Origin of the sequence: Citrobacter sp. RHB25-C09 (assembly GCF_013836145.1) — a bacterium.
Classification (GTDB): domain Bacteria; phylum Pseudomonadota; class Gammaproteobacteria; order Enterobacterales; family Enterobacteriaceae; genus Citrobacter_A.
The window spans coordinates 3,802,374-3,822,646 of record NZ_CP057483.1 but is presented as its reverse complement, the minus strand read 5'-3'; the positions used below and the strand labels follow the sequence as shown (position 1 = coordinate 3,822,646).

The 20,273-nt window shown below is 52.9% G+C and carries 25 protein-coding genes; 15 read left to right on the top strand and 10 right to left on the bottom strand.

Annotated features, from left to right (window positions below; all coding sequences use genetic code 11):
* Positions 1–10: 10 nt before the first annotated feature.
* From ulaB to HVY19_RS18050, 5 genes are read left to right on the top strand one after another with little or no spacing between them, the layout of a single operon-like run.
* Positions 11–316: a PTS ascorbate transporter subunit IIB gene (gene ulaB / locus HVY19_RS18070; RefSeq protein ID WP_181681934.1), complete on the top strand. Its 306-nt coding sequence runs from the start codon at positions 11–13 to the stop codon at positions 314–316.
* Between the two features lie 9 nt (positions 317–325).
* Positions 326–793, top strand: a complete 468-nt coding sequence (gene ulaC, locus HVY19_RS18065) for a PTS ascorbate transporter subunit IIA (RefSeq protein WP_181681932.1) — start codon at positions 326–328, stop codon at positions 791–793.
* A gap of 12 nt (positions 794–805) precedes the next feature.
* On the top strand, positions 806–1,456 hold the full coding sequence (gene ulaD / locus HVY19_RS18060) for a 3-keto-L-gulonate-6-phosphate decarboxylase UlaD (protein WP_008502901.1): 651 nt from the start codon (positions 806–808) through the stop codon (positions 1,454–1,456).
* Positions 1,457–1,465: 9 nt separating this feature from the next.
* Entirely contained in the window at positions 1,466–2,320 is an 855-nt protein-coding gene (locus HVY19_RS18055; protein WP_181681930.1) for an L-ribulose-5-phosphate 3-epimerase, read from the top strand.
* Complete coding sequence (locus HVY19_RS18050; RefSeq protein ID WP_181681928.1) at positions 2,320–3,006, top strand: L-ribulose-5-phosphate 4-epimerase; 687 nt, start codon at positions 2,320–2,322, stop codon at positions 3,004–3,006. The genes HVY19_RS18055 and HVY19_RS18050 overlap by 1 nt, the downstream gene beginning before the upstream one ends.
* 145 nt (positions 3,007–3,151) lie before the next feature.
* On the opposite strand, the gene HVY19_RS18045 is transcribed toward HVY19_RS18050, so the two are convergent.
* On the bottom strand, positions 3,152–3,418 hold the full coding sequence (locus tag HVY19_RS18045; RefSeq protein WP_181681926.1) for a DUF1471 domain-containing protein: 267 nt from the start codon (positions 3,416–3,418) through the stop codon (positions 3,152–3,154).
* Positions 3,419–3,752: 334 nt separating this feature from the next.
* Here HVY19_RS18045 and rpsF point away from each other — a divergent pair, with 334 nt between their 5' ends.
* The 5 genes from rpsF to HVY19_RS18020 all read left to right on the top strand — a co-directional run bounded on the left by rpsF (position 3,753) and on the right by HVY19_RS18020 (position 6,268).
* Entirely contained in the window at positions 3,753–4,148 is a 396-nt protein-coding gene (rpsF, locus tag HVY19_RS18040; protein WP_181681924.1) for a 30S ribosomal protein S6, read from the top strand.
* Positions 4,149–4,154: 6 nt separating this feature from the next.
* Positions 4,155–4,469: a primosomal replication protein N gene (gene priB / locus HVY19_RS18035; protein ID WP_181681922.1), complete on the top strand. Its 315-nt coding sequence runs from the start codon at positions 4,155–4,157 to the stop codon at positions 4,467–4,469.
* Positions 4,470–4,473: 4 nt separating this feature from the next.
* Positions 4,474–4,701: a 30S ribosomal protein S18 gene (rpsR, locus tag HVY19_RS18030; RefSeq protein ID WP_000135199.1), complete on the top strand. Its 228-nt coding sequence runs from the start codon at positions 4,474–4,476 to the stop codon at positions 4,699–4,701.
* Between the two features lie 41 nt (positions 4,702–4,742).
* Positions 4,743–5,192 carry a 50S ribosomal protein L9 gene (gene rplI, locus HVY19_RS18025; protein ID WP_181681920.1) on the top strand — a complete coding sequence of 150 codons (450 nt, stop codon included), beginning with the start codon at positions 4,743–4,745 and terminating at the stop codon, positions 5,190–5,192.
* A gap of 143 nt (positions 5,193–5,335) precedes the next feature.
* Complete coding sequence (locus tag HVY19_RS18020; protein WP_181681919.1) at positions 5,336–6,268, top strand: DMT family transporter; 933 nt, start codon at positions 5,336–5,338, stop codon at positions 6,266–6,268.
* A gap of 80 nt (positions 6,269–6,348) precedes the next feature.
* Here HVY19_RS18020 and HVY19_RS18015 read toward each other — a convergent pair whose 3' ends face one another.
* Entirely contained in the window at positions 6,349–6,984 is a 636-nt protein-coding gene (locus HVY19_RS18015) for an OapA family protein (protein WP_181681917.1), read from the bottom strand.
* A gap of 218 nt (positions 6,985–7,202) precedes the next feature.
* Between HVY19_RS18015 and fklB the strand changes: the two genes are divergently transcribed.
* Positions 7,203–7,823, top strand: a complete 621-nt coding sequence (fklB, locus tag HVY19_RS18010) for an FKBP-type peptidyl-prolyl cis-trans isomerase (protein WP_181681915.1) — start codon at positions 7,203–7,205, stop codon at positions 7,821–7,823.
* A 317-nt stretch (positions 7,824–8,140) separates the two neighbouring features.
* Complete coding sequence (gene cycA / locus HVY19_RS18005) at positions 8,141–9,550, top strand: D-serine/D-alanine/glycine transporter (protein ID WP_181681913.1); 1,410 nt, start codon at positions 8,141–8,143, stop codon at positions 9,548–9,550.
* A 91-nt stretch (positions 9,551–9,641) separates the two neighbouring features.
* Here the strand turns inward: cycA and ytfE are convergent, their stop codons facing one another.
* From ytfE to HVY19_RS17985, 4 genes are all read right to left on the bottom strand, one after another.
* A complete protein-coding gene (ytfE, locus tag HVY19_RS18000) occupies positions 9,642–10,304 on the bottom strand; it encodes an iron-sulfur cluster repair protein YtfE (RefSeq protein WP_181681911.1) in 663 nt (220 codons plus the stop codon).
* Between the two features lie 59 nt (positions 10,305–10,363).
* Positions 10,364–11,356 (bottom strand): DMT family transporter, encoded by a 993-nt coding sequence (locus HVY19_RS17995; protein WP_181681909.1) that lies wholly within the window; start codon positions 11,354–11,356, stop codon positions 10,364–10,366.
* A 75-nt stretch (positions 11,357–11,431) separates the two neighbouring features.
* Positions 11,432–12,256, bottom strand: coding sequence for an AraC family transcriptional regulator (locus HVY19_RS17990; protein WP_181681907.1), 825 nt, complete (start codon positions 12,254–12,256; stop codon positions 11,432–11,434).
* Positions 12,257–12,336: 80 nt separating this feature from the next.
* Entirely contained in the window at positions 12,337–13,185 is an 849-nt protein-coding gene (locus HVY19_RS17985) for an SDR family oxidoreductase (protein ID WP_181681905.1), read from the bottom strand.
* A gap of 89 nt (positions 13,186–13,274) precedes the next feature.
* On the opposite strand from HVY19_RS17985, the gene HVY19_RS17980 reads away from it, so the two are divergent.
* Positions 13,275–13,649 (top strand): helix-turn-helix domain-containing protein, encoded by a 375-nt coding sequence (locus tag HVY19_RS17980; RefSeq protein ID WP_181681903.1) that lies wholly within the window; start codon positions 13,275–13,277, stop codon positions 13,647–13,649.
* 69 nt (positions 13,650–13,718) lie between these two features.
* Here HVY19_RS17980 and HVY19_RS17975 read toward each other — a convergent pair whose 3' ends face one another.
* On the bottom strand, positions 13,719–15,662 hold the full coding sequence (locus HVY19_RS17975) for a bifunctional 2',3'-cyclic-nucleotide 2'-phosphodiesterase/3'-nucleotidase (protein WP_181681901.1): 1,944 nt from the start codon (positions 15,660–15,662) through the stop codon (positions 13,719–13,721).
* Between the two features lie 188 nt (positions 15,663–15,850).
* Here HVY19_RS17975 and cysQ point away from each other — a divergent pair, with 188 nt between their 5' ends.
* A complete protein-coding gene (gene cysQ / locus HVY19_RS17970) occupies positions 15,851–16,591 on the top strand; it encodes a 3'(2'),5'-bisphosphate nucleotidase CysQ (protein ID WP_181681899.1) in 741 nt (246 codons plus the stop codon).
* Here cysQ and HVY19_RS17965 read toward each other — a convergent pair.
* Positions 16,581–17,138 (bottom strand): YtfJ family protein, encoded by a 558-nt coding sequence (locus tag HVY19_RS17965; protein ID WP_181681897.1) that lies wholly within the window; start codon positions 17,136–17,138, stop codon positions 16,581–16,583. The two genes, cysQ and HVY19_RS17965, sit on opposite strands and share 11 nt — an antisense overlap.
* Before the next feature lie 322 nt (positions 17,139–17,460).
* Between HVY19_RS17965 and HVY19_RS17960 the strand changes: the two genes are divergently transcribed.
* Positions 17,461–17,667, top strand: a complete 207-nt coding sequence (locus HVY19_RS17960; RefSeq protein ID WP_004857160.1) for a DUF1107 domain-containing protein — start codon at positions 17,461–17,463, stop codon at positions 17,665–17,667.
* A gap of 215 nt (positions 17,668–17,882) precedes the next feature.
* Here the strand turns inward: HVY19_RS17960 and HVY19_RS17955 are convergent, their stop codons facing one another.
* The gene (locus HVY19_RS17955) at positions 17,883–19,220 is read right to left on the bottom strand and encodes a hemolysin family protein (RefSeq protein WP_181681895.1); all 1,338 of its coding nucleotides are present in this window, start codon (positions 19,218–19,220) and stop codon (positions 17,883–17,885) included.
* 295 nt (positions 19,221–19,515) lie between these two features.
* Positions 19,516–20,154: a peptide-methionine (S)-S-oxide reductase MsrA gene (msrA, locus tag HVY19_RS17950; protein ID WP_181681893.1), complete on the bottom strand. Its 639-nt coding sequence runs from the start codon at positions 20,152–20,154 to the stop codon at positions 19,516–19,518.
* Positions 20,155–20,273: the final 119 nt, after the last annotated feature.

Below are 20,273 nucleotides of genomic sequence, written 5' to 3'. Positions count from 1 at the left end.
GAGTTTGATTATGACCGTACGTATCCTGGCTGTCTGTGGCAACGGGCAAGGAAGCTCCATGATCATGAAAATGAAAGTGGACCAGTTTTTGACCCAATCAAATATTGACCACACCGTAAACAGCTGCGCAGTGGGCGAATACAAAAGTGAACTGGGTGGCGCGGACATCATTATCGCTTCTACTCATATCGCCGGTGAGATCACCGTGACGGGTAATAAATATGTGGTTGGCGTGCGCAACATGCTGTCGCCTGCCGATTTTGGCCCAAAGCTGCTGGAAGTGATCAACGAACATTTCCCGCAGGGCGTGAAGTAAGGGGGACTGATGAAATTACGTGATTCGCTCGCCGAAAATAACTCCATCCTGTTACAGGCAGAAGCCAGCACCTGGCAGGAGGCGGTAAAGCTGAGTGTGGATCTACTGGTTAAGGCTGACGTCGTCGAGCCGCGTTACTACCAGGCCATTCTTGATGGCGTGGAACAGTTCGGTCCCTACTTTGTGTTGGCGCCGGGGCTGGCAATGCCGCATGGTCGTCCGGAAGAGGGCGTTAAAAAAACCGGGTTTGCGCTGGTGACATTGAAAGAGCCGCTGGTGTTTAACCATGAAGATAACGATCCGGTCGACATCCTGATCACCATGGCGGCGGTTGATGCCAATACCCACCAGGAAGTGGGCATCATGCAGATCGTCAATCTCTTTGAAGATGAAGCCAATTTTGACCGTTTACGTGCCTGCCGTACCGAGCAGGACGTTCTTGATTTAATTGACCGCGCTAACGCGGCTTCCGTTTAAGAGGAAAGTATCATGTCATTACCTATGTTGCAGGTCGCGCTGGATAACCAAACGCTCTCTCACGCCTATGAAACGACTCGTCTGATTGCGGAAGAAGTCGACATTATCGAGGTCGGTACCATTCTGTGCGTCGGCGAAGGCGTTCGCGCGGTCCGTGATTTAAAAGCACTCTATCCGCACAAGATTGTCCTGGCTGATGCCAAAATTGCCGATGCCGGCAAAATCCTTTCCCGCATGTGTTTTGAAGCCAACGCCGACTGGGTCACCGTTATCTGCTGTGCGGATATCAACACCGCAAAAGGCGCGCTGGATGTGGCAAAAGAGTTCAACGGCGATGTGCAGATTGAACTGACAGGATTCTGGACCTGGGAGCAGGCGCAGGAGTGGCGCGATGCGGGCATTCAGCAGGTGGTCTATCACCGTAGCCGCGATGCCCAGGCCGCTGGCGTGGCATGGGGTGAAGCGGATATCAGCGCCATCAAGCGTCTGGCCGATATGGGCTTCAAAGTCACTGTCACGGGTGGCCTGGCGCTGGAAGATCTGCCGCTGTTCAAAGGCATTCCGATTCACGTATTCATTGCGGGTCGCAGCATTCGCGATGCGGCTTCTCCTGTTGAAGCGGCGCGTCAGTTTAAACGTTCCATCGCCCAGTTGTGGGGATAAGGAGCGGATATGCTGTCGAAACAGATCCCGCTTGGCATCTATGAAAAAGCGCTCCCCGCCGGGGAGTGCTGGCTGGAACGTCTGCGGATGGCGAACGCGTTGGGTTTTGACTTTGTTGAAATGTCGGTGGATGAAACCGACGCACGCCTGGCGCGTCTCGACTGGAATCAGGAACAGCGCCTGGCGCTGGTGAAAGCGATTGCCGACACGGGCGTTCGGGTACCCTCCATGTGCCTGAGCGCGCACCGACGATTTCCTCTCGGCAGTGAAGATGACGCCGTGCGTGCTCAAGGACTTGAAATCATGCGCAAAGCCATTCGCTTTGCACAGGATGTCGGTATCCGCGTGATCCAACTAGCTGGTTATGACGTCTATTATCAGGAAGCTAACGATGAAACGCGCCGTCGTTTTCGTGACGGCCTAAAAGAGAGCGTTGAAATGGCGAGCCGTGCGCAGGTGACGCTGGCGATGGAAATCATGGATTACCCGCTGATGAATTCCATTAGCAAGGCGTTGGGGTATGCCCACTACCTGAACAATCCATGGTTCCAGCTTTATCCTGATATCGGTAATTTGTCGGCATGGGACAACGATGTGCAGATGGAATTACAGGCTGGCATGGGGCATATCGTCGCAGTGCATGTCAAAGACACTAAACCGGGCGTGTTCAAGAATGTGCCGTTCGGTGAAGGCATTGTCGAATTTGAACGTTGTTTTGAGACGCTCAAGCAGAGTGGGTATTGCGGGCCATACCTGATTGAGATGTGGAGTGAAACGGCGGACGATCCGGCACTTGAGGTGGCGAAAGCGCGCGATTGGGTGAAAGCGCGCATGGCCAGTGCGGGCCTGGTGGAGGCGGCGTAATGCAAAAGCTAAAACAGCAGGTGTTTGACGCCAACATGGATTTGCCGCGTTACGGCTTAGTGACTTTTACCTGGGGCAACGTCAGCGCTATCGATCGCGAACGCGGCCTGGTGGTTATTAAACCCAGCGGGGTTGCCTACGAAACCATGCAGATGGATGACATGGTTGTCGTCGATATGCGGGGTAACGTCGTGGAAGGGCGCTATCGCCCTTCCTCAGATACTGCCACTCATCTGGCGTTGTATCAGCGTTATCCTTCCCTCGGTGGTGTGGTGCATACGCACTCAACTCACGCGACGGCGTGGGCGCAGGCAGGGCTGGCGATTCCGGCGCTTGGCACGACCCATGCCGACTACTTCTTTGGCGATATACCCTGTACACGGGCTTTAACGGAAGAAGAAGTGCAGGGGGAATACGAGCTGAATACGGGCAAGGTGATCATCGAAACGTTGAGCGACGCCGAACCACTGCATACGCCGGGCATCGTGGTGTATCAGCATGGTCCGTTTGCCTGGGGTAAAGATGCTCATGACGCGGTGCATAACGCCGTAGTTATGGAAGAGGTGGCACGCATGGCATGGATTGCTCGCGGCATTAACCCTGGCCTTAACCCGATCGACGGTTACCTGATGAACAAACACTTTATGCGTAAGCATGGCCCGGATGCTTATTACGGGCAGAAATGAGTAGCAAGAAGTAAAAAAACGCTCCGGAACCCACTCCTTCTGAGGATGTCACCGGTCAGGGTTCCGGGGCCGTTTTTCACAAAAAAAGCCCCCAGGAAGGGGGCAAGTCAAAGAGTGGCTATCTTGTTGTTGGTTATTCCTGGTGCTAGCGATAAAAATCCGCGCTGATACGTTGAGTTTCAGGTTCCTGAATCAGGAGCACATGACCGTATTGCGCATCTCGCGCGTTGGTCTTTTCATTCTGGGGCTGACCTGCTTCACTTTCAGTGGCATTGTTATGATTAATGTAAATCACGCCTAAGCTCTGCACGTCATCCATATTTCTGGCTTGCTGGTGGTCGAATGTAATGGCTGCCATCGCATTTGCGCTTAGCAAAAGCCCAGCCAGAAGGGTTAAAATACAGGTTCTCATCTTTACCTCCTCAACAGCTGACTCTGGTCGGACGGTTCTCCTCTCTGTTCGTTGTCTCTGATTTAATTTTAATCACTGCTGACAAAGTCGTTAACGACCATTTCTGATGCAGTTGTTCAAAAAATTATCGCATCATCGTCTTCTCGTTAAATAACAGCCATCTGCCTGCGAAGCGGGGGCTGCGCAAGAAATATTATTGATATCACCTTGAGTTTACCGCTCGTCGCCAGTATTATGACGCGTCATTTTTCAGCCGACCTTTAACACGTTCCTTGCCTCCATGGGCCTCGGCTGACCCAGACAGGAGGCTGAATAATCCGTAAGGAGCAATTCGATGCGTCATTACGAAATCGTTTTTATGGTCCATCCTGACCAGAGCGAACAGGTTCCGGGTATGATCGAACGCTACACTGCTGCCATCACTGGTGCAGAAGGCACGATCCACCGTCTGGAAGACTGGGGCCGCCGTCAGCTGGCTTACCCGATCAACAAACTGCACAAAGCTCACTACGTTCTGATGAACGTTGAAGCGCCGCAGGAAGTGATCGATGAGCTGGAAACAACTTTCCGCTTCAACGATGCCGTTATCCGTAGCATGGTAATGCGTACTAAGCACGCTGTTACCGAAGCATCTCCGATGGTTAAAGCGAAAGACGAGCGCCGTGAGCGTCGCGATGATTTCGCAAACGAAACCGCAGATGATGCAGATGCTGGGGATTCTGAAGAGTAATTTCTGATGACCAACCGTCTGGCGTTGTCCGGCATCGTATGCAGGGCCCCCCTTCGAAAGGTCAGTCCATCAGGAATTCCGCATTGCCAGTTCGTGCTTGAGCATCGTTCTGTGCAAGAGGAAGCCGGGTTTCACCGGCAGGCGTGGTGCCAAATGCCCGTTATTGTTAGCGGACACGAAAACCAGGCCATTACTCACAGTATAACGGTCGGTAGCGCAGTGACCGTTCAGGGGTTCATCTCTTGCCACAAGGCAAAGAACGGCCTGAGCAAAATGGTTCTGCATGCCGAGCAGATTGAATTGATAGATTCTGGAGACTAGCCATATGGCACGTTATTTCCGTCGTCGCAAGTTCTGCCGTTTCACCGCGGAAGGCGTTCAAGAGATCGACTATAAAGATATCGCTACGCTGAAAAACTACATCACCGAAAGCGGTAAGATTGTCCCAAGCCGTATCACCGGTACCCGTGCAAAATACCAGCGTCAGCTGGCTCGCGCTATCAAACGCGCTCGCTACCTGTCCCTGCTGCCGTACACTGATCGTCATCAGTAATCGGTCACGGTCCATTAATACGACTTTGAGAGGATAAGGTAATGCAAGTTATTCTGCTTGATAAAGTAGCAAACCTGGGTAGCCTGGGTGATCAGGTTAACGTTAAAGCGGGCTATGCTCGTAACTTCCTGGTACCACAGGGTAAAGCTGTTCCTGCTACCAAGAAAAACGTTGAATATTTCGAAGCACGTCGCGCTGAACTGGAAGCTAAACTGGCTGACGTTCTGGCTGCTGCAAATGCACGCGCTGAGAAAATCAACGCACTGGAAACCGTAACCATCGCGTCTAAAGCAGGCGACGAAGGTAAACTGTTCGGTTCCATCGGTACCCGCGACATCGCTGACGCTGTAACTGCAGCTGGCGTTGAAGTGGCTAAGAGCGAAGTTCGTCTGCCGAACGGCGTTCTGCGTACCACTGGTGAGCACGTAGTGGACTTCCAGGTTCACAGCGAAGTATTCGCTAAGCTGACCATTAACGTTGTTGCAGAATAAGTTTTTATTCTGACAGCTTCGTGAGAAACGCCGACCTTGTGTCGGCGTTTTGCTTTTCTGTTTCCTGCATTTTCGTTCTGGCTATTCGCGATCCTTTTCTGGATAATCAATAAAAATAAAACATAATTTCAATGTGGTGAAGAATGGATACCGCGCACCCGCAATCGCTGTTTTCACGTAAAAATATTGTCTACCTCAGCGCCGCGTTTTGCTGCCTGCTCTGGGGAAGTGCCTATCCGGCGATTAAAAGTGGCTATGAGATCTTTCAGATAGCGGCTGATGACATCCCCTCCAAGATTGTCTTTGCCGGATATCGGTTTTTATTCGCCGGCCTGTTGCTACTGCTGCTGGCGATGGCGCAACGCAAACCGATCGGCAGACTGAACGCCCGCCAGTTTGGTCAGCTAACGCTGCTGGGACTGACGCAAACCACATTGCAGTACATCTTCTTTTATATCGGGTTGGCATTTACCACAGGGGTGAAAGGCTCGATCATGAACGCCACCGGCACCTTCTTTAGCGTGCTGCTGGCACATTTCATCTATCAGAACGACAAGCTTAGCTACAACAAAACGTTAGGCTGTATTCTCGGCTTCACGGGCGTGATGGTGGTAAACTTCAATAGTGGACTGATGGACTTCAGCTTCAGCCTGGCGGGAGACGGTTCCATTGTGCTGGCCGCATTTATTCTCTCTGCCGCAACGCTTTATGGTAAGCGAATCTCACAGACGGTGGATCCGACGGTGATGACGGGCTACCAGTTAGGCATAGGCGGTTTGGTACTGGTTATTGGTGGTTACGCTTTTGGCGGCACGCTTACCGTCCATGGCTTTGCATCTGTCGCGATTCTGGGCTATCTGACGTTACTTTCATCGGTGGCTTTTGCGCTGTGGAGCATTTTGCTTAAATACAACCGCGTGGGGATGATTGCCCCGTTTAACTTCCTGATCCCGGTTTCCGGTGCGGTACTGTCGGCCATTTTCCTTGGCGAAAATATTCTTGAATGGAAATACGCTATCGCGCTGCTGTTGGTATGCTCGGGAATAGCCTGGGTCAATAAGGTGCGGAAAGGTTAACCGCCTGCCCGGTGGCGAGCAGCGATCCGAGCCTACAAAGGCGTATCAGTTTGTAGGCCGGATAAGAAATTGTTTTTTATTCACCGGGCCCGGACAAAACTGCCGTCCGGCTGACGGGTAAACAGTACCTGTTGATTATTGCCAGTATCAATGGTCAGCCCGGTGACGACGCCATTCGCATTCTGACGAATCTGAACCATCTGCCCGTTTTGCAAATTGCTGAGTGGCTTGCCTGCTCCTTCTACCTGCGCCATGGCATACACGTCTGTTGGCGGCAAACCGTGATCGCGGAACAGTTGCGCCATCGTTTTACCCGCTTCGACCCGATAAGAGCGCCACTGCTGGTCAATACCGCTATCCGGCTGTAAAGGCTGGGTTTGTGTCTGAGGCTGCTCGTCTGGTTGGCCTTCCTGAATCGGTTCCGGCGCAACCGGGGCGACTTGCCCTGGGTCGTTTTGCGGCGTGACAAGCTGCGACTGAAGCTGTGCTTCGGTCGGCGGCTGAGACTGTGATTGCAGATCTAACTGGGCGTCGCGGGTGACAACCGGCGCATTGTTGCTGTCGCCAGAAGGAAGCAGGAAACCGACCACCAACACGATGGCGGCAATGATAATGCCACGACGGTGCATCGGCGGAAGCGGATCCATGAGGCGAAAATTGTCCGGTGCATGCCAGATTTTCGCCAGGGTTGATTTTAGTTCAAAGCGCCCGGGCATGACTTTCCTCCTGCTCCGCGTCTCGTTCCTCAAACATAGAGTATAGACAGCTAACACTCTGATGTTCGTGATAATCCCCGCTTTTGTCATATTCGTAGGGGATATGACTATTGTTTCTTTTTCCCTGTGATTTGTCATCCTCAACCAGACAACATTTTACCGAAAGGGGCGTGGCTGTTATGCTGCCCGCTACTTTATATCCGATAAAAGGAAATACGATGGCAACCCCAACTTTTGACACTATCGAAGCGCAAGCAAGCTACGGCATTGGTTTGCAGGTAGGCCAGCAACTGAGCGAATCCGGACTGGAAGGGCTGTTGCCTGAAGCGCTGGTTGCGGGTATTGCTGATGCGCTGGAAGGTAAACAACCTGCCGTGCCGGTTGATGTGGTACATCGCGCCCTGCGTGAAATTCATGAGCGTGCGGATGCCGTTCGTCGCGAGCGCTTCCAGGCGATGGCAGCAGATGGCGTGAAATATCTGGAACAGAACCGTGAAAAAGAAGGCGTAAACAGCACCGAGTCAGGCCTGCAATTCCGCGTACTGACCCAGGGCGAAGGCGCTATCCCGGCACGTACTGACCGCGTTCGCGTTCACTACACCGGTAAACTGATCGATGGTACCGTCTTTGACAGCTCTGTTGCCCGTGGCGAACCGGCTGAATTCCCGGTTAACGGCGTGATCCCAGGCTGGATTGAAGCGCTGACCCTGATGCCGGTTGGCTCAAAATGGGAACTGACCATCCCTCAGGAACTGGCCTATGGCGAGCGTGGCGCAGGCGCTGCAATCCCGCCGTTCAGCACCCTGGTATTTGACGTCGAGCTGCTGGAAATCCTGTAAGCCGTATCTTCTGTTCCCTTCATTCGGAGGGAACAGACGTAAAATAATAAAACCGCTGAATCAACTGAAGACGGTATTTTATCTTGCTAAAAGATAAGTGATGCGTATTTTTGTGAACTAATTCCCATTAGCATAGTGATATGACACTCACTTTAAACATATAATTAACATTATTGCTAAATCGTAGTACTCATCCCTCCGATTCTTACCTAATATCGATGAGTCCTGATAACAGGATCGTCGTATCATAGCCTTACTATGAACACATTAAAGGCCGCAGAGCCCGCACAACACAGACAGGTACAGGAAGAAAAAACATGGTAGATCAGGTCAAAGTCGCTGCCGACGAACAGGCTCCGACCGAACAGTCGCTACGGCGCAATCTTACAAACCGACATATTCAGCTTATCGCGATTGGCGGTGCCATTGGCACTGGCTTGTTTATGGGATCGGGCAAAACGATCAGTCTCGCCGGACCGTCGATCATTTTTGTTTATATGATCATCGGCTTCATGCTCTTTTTCGTGATGCGTGCAATGGGAGAATTGCTGCTCTCGAATCTTGAATACAAATCTTTCAGCGATTTCGCCTCCGATCTGCTTGGGCCGTGGGCGGGCTATTTCACGGGCTGGACCTACTGGTTCTGCTGGGTGGTCACCGGTATGGCGGACGTCGTGGCTATCACTGCCTATGCGCAGTTCTGGTTCCCCGGGCTTTCGGATTGGGTCGCCTCGCTGGCGGTTATTGTCCTGCTGCTAAGCCTGAACCTCGCCACCGTGAAAATGTTTGGTGAAATGGAGTTCTGGTTTGCGATGATCAAAATCGTGGCTATCGTTTCGCTGATTATTGTCGGTCTGGTGATGGTTGCCATGCACTTCCAGTCGCCAACCGGTGTGGAAGCGTCTTTTGCTCATCTGTGGAATGACGGCGGATGGTTCCCGAAAGGGATTAGCGGCTTCTTTGCAGGCTTCCAGATTGCGGTGTTCGCGTTTGTGGGTATTGAACTGGTGGGAACGACTGCGGCGGAAACGAAAGATCCAGAGAAATCTCTGCCGCGTGCGATTAACTCTATTCCGATTCGTATCATCATGTTCTACGTCTTCGCGCTGATTGTCATTATGTCCGTGACGCCGTGGAGTTCCGTGGTGCCGGATAAGAGCCCGTTCGTGGAACTGTTTGTCCTGGTCGGCCTGCCTGCGGCGGCCAGCGTGATCAACTTTGTGGTACTCACCTCTGCGGCTTCGTCGGCAAACAGCGGTGTGTTCTCCACCAGCCGTATGTTATTCGGTCTGGCGCAGGAAGGCGTAGCACCGAGCGCGTTCGCCAAACTGTCTAAACGCGCGGTGCCGGCGAAAGGGCTAACCTTCTCCTGTATCTGCCTGCTGGGCGGGGTGGTCATGCTGTACGTGAACCCAAGCGTAATTGGCGCATTCACCATGATTACCACGGTCTCGGCGATCCTGTTTATGTTTGTGTGGACGATTATCCTTTGTTCCTACCTGGTGTATCGCAAACAGCGTCCGCACCTGCATGAGAAATCGATCTACAAGATGCCGCTCGGGAAACTGATGTGCTGGGTCTGCATGGCGTTCTTTGTGTTCGTCATCGTGCTGCTGACGCTGGAGGACGATACCCGCCAGGCGCTGATCGTTACGCCGCTGTGGTTTATCGCGCTGGGGCTGGGCTGGTTATTTATCGGTAAAAAGCGCAAGGCAGGCGTACGTTAATGGCAATGCCCGGTGGCGCTAGCGCTTACCGGGCCTACGGTTAAGCATGATTTGTAGGCCGGATAAGGCGCAGCCGCCATCCGGCAAAGTGTTATTCCCCGGCTAACGCACGCGGGAACAGAACATTATTTTCCAGACTGATGTGCTCCATCAGATCATCGATCAGTTCGTTAATCCCGTTATACATCGCTTTCCATGTGGTACATGCTTCCGGCGGAATGGTCACGTTCTGGGTGGTGTGCTTAATCACTTCCAGCAGTTCGCCCGCTTCGTCATGCTCACTTTCCATCACGCTGATGGGCCCCATCGCCTGGCTGCCCATACCTTGCTTGATCATCGGGAACAGGATCTGTTCCTCTTTCATCATGTGGCTGGAAAGCTCCTGATGCAGCATGGTCAGATATTTTGCCAACCCTTTCGGTACATTCGGCTTGTCGGCATGAACGCGCTCAACCTTGGTTGCTTGCAGGATCAGCTCCGGTAACTGTTCGCGGTGTCTGTCATGGTAACGGACAATGATATGGTCGATGATTTCAGCCAGCGGAGCCACACGCCAGTCTTTTTCAACCGGCTGTTCAGCCAGCAGCGCCAGTTCGGCTTCAATCGACTCAACGTCCAGCTCTTTACGCGCAGCAGCGCGGGCCAGCGTCTGTTTACCGCCGCAGCAGTAATCCATATCGTACTTACGAAACAGTGCCGAAGCGCGAGGAATAGAGAGCGCCAGTTCACCTAAGGGTTGATCGCGATAAGCCATAGCCGTTACCTCATTCTTAATAATATAAAGTGCATTTTAAATGCATCTTTAAAGCGAAGCTATAACTCTTTCGGAGCAGGGGTGTTCTCAGGAAGTGAAACGGGCACCAGGTTAGGCTTTTCTGGCTTTGCTCTGACCGCCACCACAACGCCGACAACCAGTAGCACGATGCCGCTGACGGTCAGTGCAGGCGGGAGTTCCTGACGTAAAATGAAGGTATACAGCAGGCCCGCGAGCGTCTCAAAAACGATTAACGGACCGAGGATCACCGTTGGCAATCGCTGGCTGGCGACGTTCCAGCAGAGCGCGCCAACCCATGAGCACAGGATCGCAATCGCCAGCATTAGCCCAATAAATACCGCAGGGCGAGGGCCGAAGGGCAGCGTGAAGTCCGGCGTTTGGTTATGCAGCCACAGGCAGGCGATAAGGTATCCCAGAAGCGATACGGGCAGTGTTACCAGCGCCTGCGCCGTCGCCCACATCATCGGGTGTTTATCGGAATTCTCCCGCAGCCAACGGGCATTACGCAGCGCATACCAGGCCCAGCATCCCACCGAGACCAGCGCCAGCGCAATACCTGAACCATAGCGCCAGCCGCTAAAATCGGACAGTCCCTGATTCCACTCCGCAATGTTTACGCACAGTAGACCAAGCCCCATCAGCACCAGCGCAGGCGCTAAGCGCCGCCAGGATAGCCTGCCGTCGCGATGGCTATAGAGCAGATTAGCGAATATCGGAATGACCACCGGCAACGTACCGATAATCATCGTTGATACCGGCGCACCGGTGCGCTGAATAGCACTGGCGAGGCAGACGTAGTAAATCAGGTTGCCCATCATCGTCAGCGCCAGCGCGGTCAGCCAGTCTTTACGCGTGAGGTGTCGAAGTCGTACACGGCCGAGCCAGGCCAGCGGCAGGGCGATCAGTCCCAACGCCAGATAGCGCCCCATTGACTGCAATACTGCCGGATAGTCCGGTACGATCAGCGGTCCAACGAAGATGAGTCCCCACATTAGCCCCGCCAGCAGGGCATACATCACGCCGCTAATCATTTTTTACATCCGCATTGAGAGAGTGGTGGAAAGTGTAGGCAGGGAAAACGGAAGCGTATTGTATGAGCTTGCGCATTAGCGAGAATAAACCTGCTTTTGATAGCGCACGGGAGTAATCCCGTAACGATGCGTAAAAGCGCGGGTAAGGTGAGACTGATCGGTCAGGCCAGTGGCGGCGGCGACGTCTGCTGCGGGCATACCGAGGGTAAGAAATGACTTTGCCCGCCACAGGCGAATCGCCATCAGCATCTGGTGTGGTGTAACGTGGAAGTGCGCTTTGAACTGACGCTGAAAATGCCAGGGGCTGAGTGCCGCAACGCGCGCCAGTTCATCCAGAGTCACCGGGTGCATATAGTTGTCATGCAGATACTCCCGCACGCGCGTAAAGCGATGACCGCCTTCCTGCGCGACCGGCGCATGACGGGCCAGTGGCCGGAACGTGTCGATGAGATCGAGCAGCATTCCTTTTTGCGCTAACGGATCGTCGGTATGCCAGAGCCCATGGATATGCGAGCAGATCTTCTGTGAACGCCCGGGGTCGTGGCGGGTGACGTCGTGAAACCACCAGTGGCGGATCCCGGTCACCTCTTCCAACAGGTCTGGCTCCAGATAGATCATCCGATAGCGCCAGCCGTCGGCCGTTTCGGCTTCGCCAGTGTGAAGTTCATCCGGATTCATGGTCACGACGGAGTACGCGGGGGCAACGTACTGGGTCCCCCGATAGCGAAAGCGTTCAGCACCGGCTTCTATCGCGCCAATGCCGAAGGCTTCATGAGTGTGCGGCTCAAAGGCGTAGCGCGAGATATGCGCATGATACAACTCCACGCCCGGGATCTGCGCCAGGTGGCGGAAGCGGGCGCGGTCTTTCTCATCGCTAAACTGCTCGGGTACACCTTGCACGTCATTTCTCCCAGGACATCGTCTTGTCATTATCAGAGAGGATGCCCCAGGACGCCACAACAGTTAACTAATTATTAACACTACAGTATGCCTTTGACACTGTTGGCCAGCGTTGTCGTCGGGCGACCAATCAATTTGCTCAGCGTGTGGCTGTCATCGAAGAGTCCTCCCTTTGAGGCGCCGGTATCAGAGTCAGCCAGCATATCCGCAAGGCCCGCAGGTAACCCGACCCCCTTTAGCGCCGCGGCAAAATCGGCTTCGCTTAAGTTCTGGTAGACGACATTTTTACCGCTCTGTTTACTCAGTTCAGCGGCCAGTTGGCCCAGTGTCCAGCTCTCATCACCGGCCAGTTCGTACACTTTCCCGGCATGACCCTCGGTACCGATCACTTGTGCAGCGGCGGCGGCATAATCTGCACGCGTCGCGGAGGCAATCCGGCCCTCGCCGGCAGCTCCAATAAATACGCCATGTTCCAGAGCGGCAGGCGCACTTGCCAGATAGTTTTCGGTATACCAACCGTTACGCAACAGCGCATAAGGAATTGAAGATTCCGCGAGCATCTTTTCCGTTTCAACATGCTCGACGTGCAGGCCAAGCGGGGAACGATCTGCATGTAGCAGGCTGGTGTAGGCGATAAATTTCACTCCAGCGCGCTTCGCCGCGTTGATCACCTTGCGATGCTGCGACGCGCGCTGTCCAACCTCGCTTGAAGATATCAGCAGTAATTTTTCGACATCCTGCAACGCAGCGGTGAATGTGGTTTCATCGTTGTAGTCAGCCTGGCGCACGGAAATCCCCCGTTGGCTCAATGCGGCGGCTTTCGCTGGGTTGCGCACTATCGCGACAATTTGGCTCGCAGGAACGGTGTTTAGCAGGCTTTCGATAACGTGTTGGCCTAGTTGGCCTGTTGCGCCGGTAATAGCAATCATGAGGTGACTCCTTAACGTATCTATTGTGTTTGAGTACGCTACCACTTAAACTTACTTTTAGTAAGTACGCACAAAAAGGTAAGTATGAAATGTCCTCTCCGACGCTTTCTCAACAACTACGCGACGGCAATTTATTTGCCGAACAGTGCCCATCTCGCGATGTGCTTAAACATGTCACTAGTCGCTGGGGCGTTTTGATTCTGGTCGCGCTACGTGAAGGTACGCATCGATTCAGCGATTTACGCCGTAAGATGGGCGGCGTGAGCGAAAAAATGCTGGCACAATCGCTCCAGGCGCTGGAGCAGGATGGGTTTATCAATCGCGTGTCGTATCCGGTGGTCCCGCCACACGTGGAGTACAGCCTGACGCCGCTTGGCATGCAGGTCAGCGAGAAAGTGGCCGCGCTGGCAGACTGGATTGAATTGAACCTGCCACAGGTGCTGGCGCAAAGAGAAAGTGCCTGATGGCGGCTAACGCCTTATCTGGCCTGCAAACCGTAGGCCTCATAAGCGCAGCGCCATCCGGCACTCAGGTTATTTACGCAAATCGACCTGATAAATCGCGAAACCAATCTCATCATTCGCGACGTGCTTCAGCGGATATTGCCCTTTCTCTTTAATAAACGCGGCGGCTTTTTCCGTGGGCGACGTTTCGAAACGGATATCGAGCGTCTTGTCGCTGTGAATCGGAGCCAGTCGCCAGTTGTTATCCGCCGCCGGATGAATTTCTCCCGCCCGTTTAGATTCTGCGCTAATCCATGCTGCCAGTACCGAGCGGTTCTCATCAGGGGAGGCAAAAGCAATGTGGCTGTCGCCGGTTCCGGCAAATTTGCCGCCATAGGCGCGATAGTTATTGGTGGCGACGAGGAACGTGGCGTTCGGAGCGATGGGTTTACCCTTAAAGGTCAGGTTCTTGATGCGCTCGGCTTTCGGGTTCACCGTCTGACATTCACCGTCATAGCGGGCAGGTTGTGAAACATCAATCTGGTACTCCACGCCGTCGATCACGTCGAAATTATAGGTGCGGAAACCGTCCCAGTTGATCAGCGACTGCGGTTGGCTGCTGTTCACATCAATCTGGTTAAATTGACCGGCCGAGCACTCGAGCCACTCTTTCACCTCTTTACCACTGGCTTTGACCACCACCAGGGTGTTCGGGTAGAGGTAGAGATCGGCAGCATTACGGAAGGTGAGCTGACCTTTTTCAACTTCAGAAAAACTTGCCGGATCGTTCTTACGTCCGCCAACCTTAAACGGCGCAGCGGCAGACAGTACCGGTAGTTTCGCCAGGTCCGGATCGCCCTGAATAAAATGTTCCACATACGCTTTCTGCGCATTGTTCACCACCTGAATGGTCGGGTCGTCCTGTACCAGGGCCAGATAGCTATACATATTATCGGCGGATTTACCGATCGGCTTGCTGACAAACTCGCGCGTGGCGTCGTGGTCGGTCTTCAGGATATCCACCAGCTTGCTGTCTTCAGCGGCGAGGGATTTCTTCGCGACGGCATCGTAAATCGGGCGCGCCTCGGCTTTTGCCTGAGTGACCAGCCATTTTCCACCGTCATTGTTGAGTACCAGATCGACCACGCCCAGATGATCGCCCCACATGCCCGGCATCACCGCCGGTACGCCGTTCAGGGTGCCTTTCGCGATATCCGCACCTTTGATACTGGCAAAATCCTTGCCGGGGAAAACGGCATGAGCATGACCAAACATAATGGCGTCAACGCCAGGCACTTCGCTGAGGTAGTAAACTGAGTTTTCCGCCATGCTCTGATACGGATCGGCAGACAACCCGGAGTGAGCAATCACGACCACCACATCGGCGCCTTTCTCGCGCATTTCCGGCACATATTTGCGTGCGGTTTCAGTGATGTCATTCACCGTCACTTTGCCGCTCAGGTTGGCCTTATCCCAGGTCATGATCTGCGGCGGTACAAAACCGATATAGCCGATCTTTAGCGTCTGCTTATTGCCTTCTTTATCAACGACGTCCGTCTCTTTAATCAGATAAGGCGTAAAAAGCGGCTTTTGCGTCTTAACGTCGATGATGTTGGCATTAACGTAGGGGAATTTCGCGCCAGCCAGCGCCTTATGAAGATATTCCAGTCCGTAGTTAAATTCGTGATTACCCAGGTTACCGACGGCGTAATCCAGCGTATTCAGCGCCTTATAGACGGGATGGATGTCGCCATCCTTTAGTCCTTTTGCCGCCATATAGTCACCCAGCGGGCTCCCCTGAATCAGATCGCCGTTATCCACCAACACGCTGTTTTTCACTTCACCACGCGCGGCGTTGATCAGACTTGCAGTACGCACCAGGCCAAATTTTTCGGTTGCGGTATCTTTGTAATAATCGAAATCCATCATATTGCTATGCAAATCAGTGGTTTCCATAATACGAAGATCGACGGTCGCGGCGTTCACGCTGGCTGCGATCAGCGTGGCCAGTAGCGTTGCACTAAACTTAATCATCAGGGGGCATCCTTTAAGATCTGAACCACAAAAGAAAATGTATATAAGCTTTTTTGCTTACATAACTGTGAATCATGCCATGAAATCAGCAGTGGAAACCGCAGTCGCTATCACAGTTGGCGGATCCTCCAACGATAGGGTATAAGTAAAACAACGAGTTAAGGCCACTGCCATAAAAGAGGTGGAGAATGTTAGAACATGTATGCCAGCTTGCACGGAATGCGGGCGATGCCATTATGCAAGTCTATGATGGAATCAAGCCGATGGAGGTGACCAGCAAGCCGGATGATTCTCCGGTCACGGCGGCGGATATTGCTGCTCATACCGTCATCCTGGAGGGGTTAACGCAGTTAACGCCAGACATCCCGGTACTCTCTGAAGAAGCCCCCCCGAGCTGGGAGGCGCGTCAACACTGGCAGCGTTACTGGCTGGTCGACCCACTGGACGGTACCAAAGAGTTTATTAAGCGCAATGGCGAGTTTACCGTCAATATCGCGCTGATCGAGAACGGTAAGCCGGTTTTGGGCGTGGTTTACGCCCCGGTGATGAAGGTGATGTACAGCGCGGCAGACGGTAAAGCCTGGAAAGAAGAGTGCGGCGTGCGCAAGCAGATCCAGGTTCGTGATGCGCGTCCTCCGCTGGTGGTGATCAGCCGTTCTCATGCGGACAACGAGCTAAAAGAGTATTTACAGCAACTGGGTGAACACCAGACCACGTCAATCGGCTCGTCACTGAAATTTTGCCTGGTGGCGGAAGGACAGGCGCAGCTGTATCCGCGCTTCGGGCCGACCTGTGTCTGGGATACCGCCGCAGGTCACGCCGTGGCTGCTGCTGCCGGGGCGCACGTTCACGACTGGCAGGGCAAGCCGCTGGACTACACCCCGCGCGAATCGTTCCTCAACCCCGGCTTCCGGGTCTCTATTTACTGAGTAACTTATGCAGCAGGTCGATCACCTGCTGCACCTCCTGCTGGGTTAACCCACCGTCTTTTGCCCACTGAACGCGACCGTCTTTGTCCAGCACCACAATAGCGGAGCTTTCTTCGTCAAGCTGCCAGGCCTTACGTGCCACGCCGTTGCTGTCGACAATAAACTGCGACCACGGATAGAGCTTCTTATTGCTCTCCAGACTGCTGCGTACAAACATGCTGGTGCCGGGAATGGCATCATCCGTGTTGACGATCGTCGTGGTCTGATAGGTGTCATGTGGGAGATTTGCTGATTTGATCGCCTCGATCAGCGTCGCGTTTTTCTCTTTAGCCGAAGAGCGTCCGGCGATGTGCTGGAGAATGCGCACTTTCCCGGGCAACTGCGCGCTGTTCCAGCTTTTGTAGCTGAACTCGTCCTTATTCAGCAGCAGTTCGCCACGGTCGGCAACCCCTACCGGCGGGACGCGCTGACCGGTTTCGAAGTTATGGGCAGAAGCCATCATCGGTATTAACAGGCACGCCAGCACCAGCATCTTGCGTAAGGTCATGGTATTTCCTTTTTATCGTTTGCAGGTGATCCGACCACTTTGGTCTGATTGTTAATCATATGTGCGAATAGTGCTTTTTCACGTAATCACGGCGCAGATTGCGGACGGGCGCACAATTCATAAGAAAAATGCCGGCCTATACTGCATTTAGTGATGCAGGTAGAGATAAGTCTGAATAACTGTAACCAGATGGTAAATAAACTTATACATGCTGGAAACATCGCCCAGATAGTCTATAGTCAAATGGCATTAAAATTTGCGCCTTATAACTGTTGGACCGATTGTGGTACCGCAAGGGCGCTAGACTCAGCAGGAGATAACAATGAAAATTTTCCAACGGTACAACCCGCTGCAAGTGGCGAAGTACGTGAAAATCCTGTTCCGTGGACGGTTATATATCAAGGACGTTGGCGCTTTTGAGTTTGATAAGGGTAAGATTCTTATCCCAAAAGTGAAGGACAAACAGCACTTGTCTGTGATGTCCGAAGTCAACCGTCAGGTTCTGCGTCTGCAAACTGAGATGGCTTAACCAAAGTGCTATGCAGTAGTTTATAAAAGTATAAAACGGCTCCCAATGGGGGCCGTTGATGTTTGTAGGGGATAGACTTTTTTATCCGACTCAAAGGCGATGAGTAGCAGGTAACGCCGCCGCTAAACAGTCAGTTCCGTTTGAATTTAACGAGTTAGAGAAGGCTGATTACGAAGTATTGATGAGGGGCAACGGCGTGTTGCCCCCGAAGGTCATCAGGAAGGCTGCTCTTCTTTCGCATCCGGTAATTTCGGCACCAGCACATTTGGCTTGCTGTCGAGACGGGTCACCAGCAATTGGTCGATACGGTAGTTATCGATATCCACCACTTCGAATTTATACCCCGAGAATTTCACCGAATCGGTACGTTTCGGGATTTTTCGCAGCATAAACATCATAAAGCCGCCGATGGTTTCGTAGTTGCCAGACTGCGGGAATTCATCGATATCCAGCACGCGCATCACGTCGTCAATTGGCGTACCGCCATCGATCAGCCATGAGTTCTCATCACGCGCCACAATCTGTTCTTCCAGCCCCTGACCGACCAGGTCACCCATCAGCGTGGTCATCACGTCATTCAGGGTGATGATACCGACCACTAACGCGTATTCATTCATGATCACCGCGAAGTCTTCACCTGCGGTTTTAAAGCTTTCGAGCGCTTCCGAAAGGGTCAGCGTATCAGGAACAATCAGGGTGTTGCGGATCTGCACGCCGCTGTTGAGCGCCATGCTTTGATTTGCCAGCACGCGGTTCAGGAGGTCTTTAGAATCAACGTACCCAATGATGTGGTCAATGTCTTCATTACAGACCAGAAACTTGGAGTGCGGATGTTCCGACACTTTATTCTTCAGGCTCTGCTCATCTTCGTGTAAATCAAACCAGATCACATTTTCACGCGGCGTCATGGAGGACGGCACGGTACGGGATTCCAGTTCGAACACGTTTTCAATCAGCTCGTGCTCCTGTTTACGCAGCACCCCGGCCAGCGCCCCGGCTTCTACCACGGCATAGATATCATCAGAGGTAATGTCATCTTTGCGCACCATCGGCAGTTTGAAAATGCGGAAGATAACGTTCGCTAACCCGTTGAAGAACCACACCAGCGGCGTGAATACATACAGACAGAAGCGCATCGGGTTGATGATACGCAAAGCCACAGCTTCTGGTGCAATCATACCGATGCGTTTCGGGGTTAAGTCCGCGAAGAGAATAAACATACCGGTGACCAGCGAGAAGGAGAGGATAAAGCTCAACTGCTCGGAGATTTCCGATGATAAGTACTGCGAAAACACAGAATAAAACGCGGGTGAAAAAGCAGCATCGCCCACAATACCGCCCAGAATAGCCACGGCGTTAAGACCAATTTGCACCACCGTGAAGAACATCCCAGGGTTTTCCTGCATCTTCAACACGCGCTGCGCATTGAGATTGCCTTCATCAGCCAGCAATTTGAGTTTAATTTTACGTGAGGCAGCAAGCGAGATCTCGGATATCGAGAAGAACGCACTTACAGCGATCAGGCAAAGAATGATTAAAATACTGTTTAACATATCTTTTCCGGCGTAACGCCAGATCCTCGGAAGGGAAGTTTATACTCGTCGTCTTTCAAGCTGCAGGTGCGTTGGTTGCACTCATTCCCCCCAGTCACAGAGTTATCTATGCTCCTGGGGATTCACGAGCTTGCCGTCTTCCTGCAACTCGAAATCCATAGAGTATTTATCCATAAGATTTACACATTGAAAACCGGCTCGTGGAAGTGAGCCGGTAAGTTCAGGGGCTAGTATAGCGTAAGGGACTGTTAAGCCGCCAGAGGCTTAATTTTTCGGCAATATCAGAACCGCACTCTCAGCGTTGTGGCGGCAAACAAACGCCAATACCGCCAATGCCGCAATAGCCATACGGGTTTTTGTGTAAATACTGTTGGTGGTCATCTTCGGCGTAGTAAAACGGTGTGGGGTTGCCGATTTCGGTCGTCACTGGGCGCTCGTCGCCCGCTTCTTTCATTGCAGCCTGGAAGCGTTCAAGGCTGGCGCGGGCGGCGGCGTCCTGTTCAGGCGTGAGGGGGTAAATGGCCGAGCGGTATTGTGTGCCGTGGTCGTTACCCTGGCGCATACCCTGCGCCGGATCATGGTTTTCCCAAAAGACCTGCAACAGTTGCTCGTAGCTAATGACTGCCGGATCGTAAACCACTCTTACCGCTTCGGCGTGACCGGTTTCACCGGAACAGACTTCACGATAGGTCGGGTTTGGCGTATATCCGCCCGCGTAGCCCGCAGCGGTACTATAGACGCCCGGAAGCTGCCAGAACAGGCGTTCAACGCCCCAGAAGCAGCCCATCGCAAAAAGGGCTATTTCCATCCCGTCTGGCACGTTGGTCATTGAATGTTGGTTAACCGCATGTAACGTTGCCACCGGCATCGGGGTATTGCGCCCAGGTAATGCATCTGACGGTGAGATCAGGTGCTTTTTATCAAATATACTCATGGTGCCATTCTCCCGAATATCTGTAATTGGGGTTAAGGTTGTAACAAGACGCGTATTTGCAGACAATAACAGTCGCGAATGTGTCTACAGTAAACATAAGAAATATTTGGGTTGTCGTC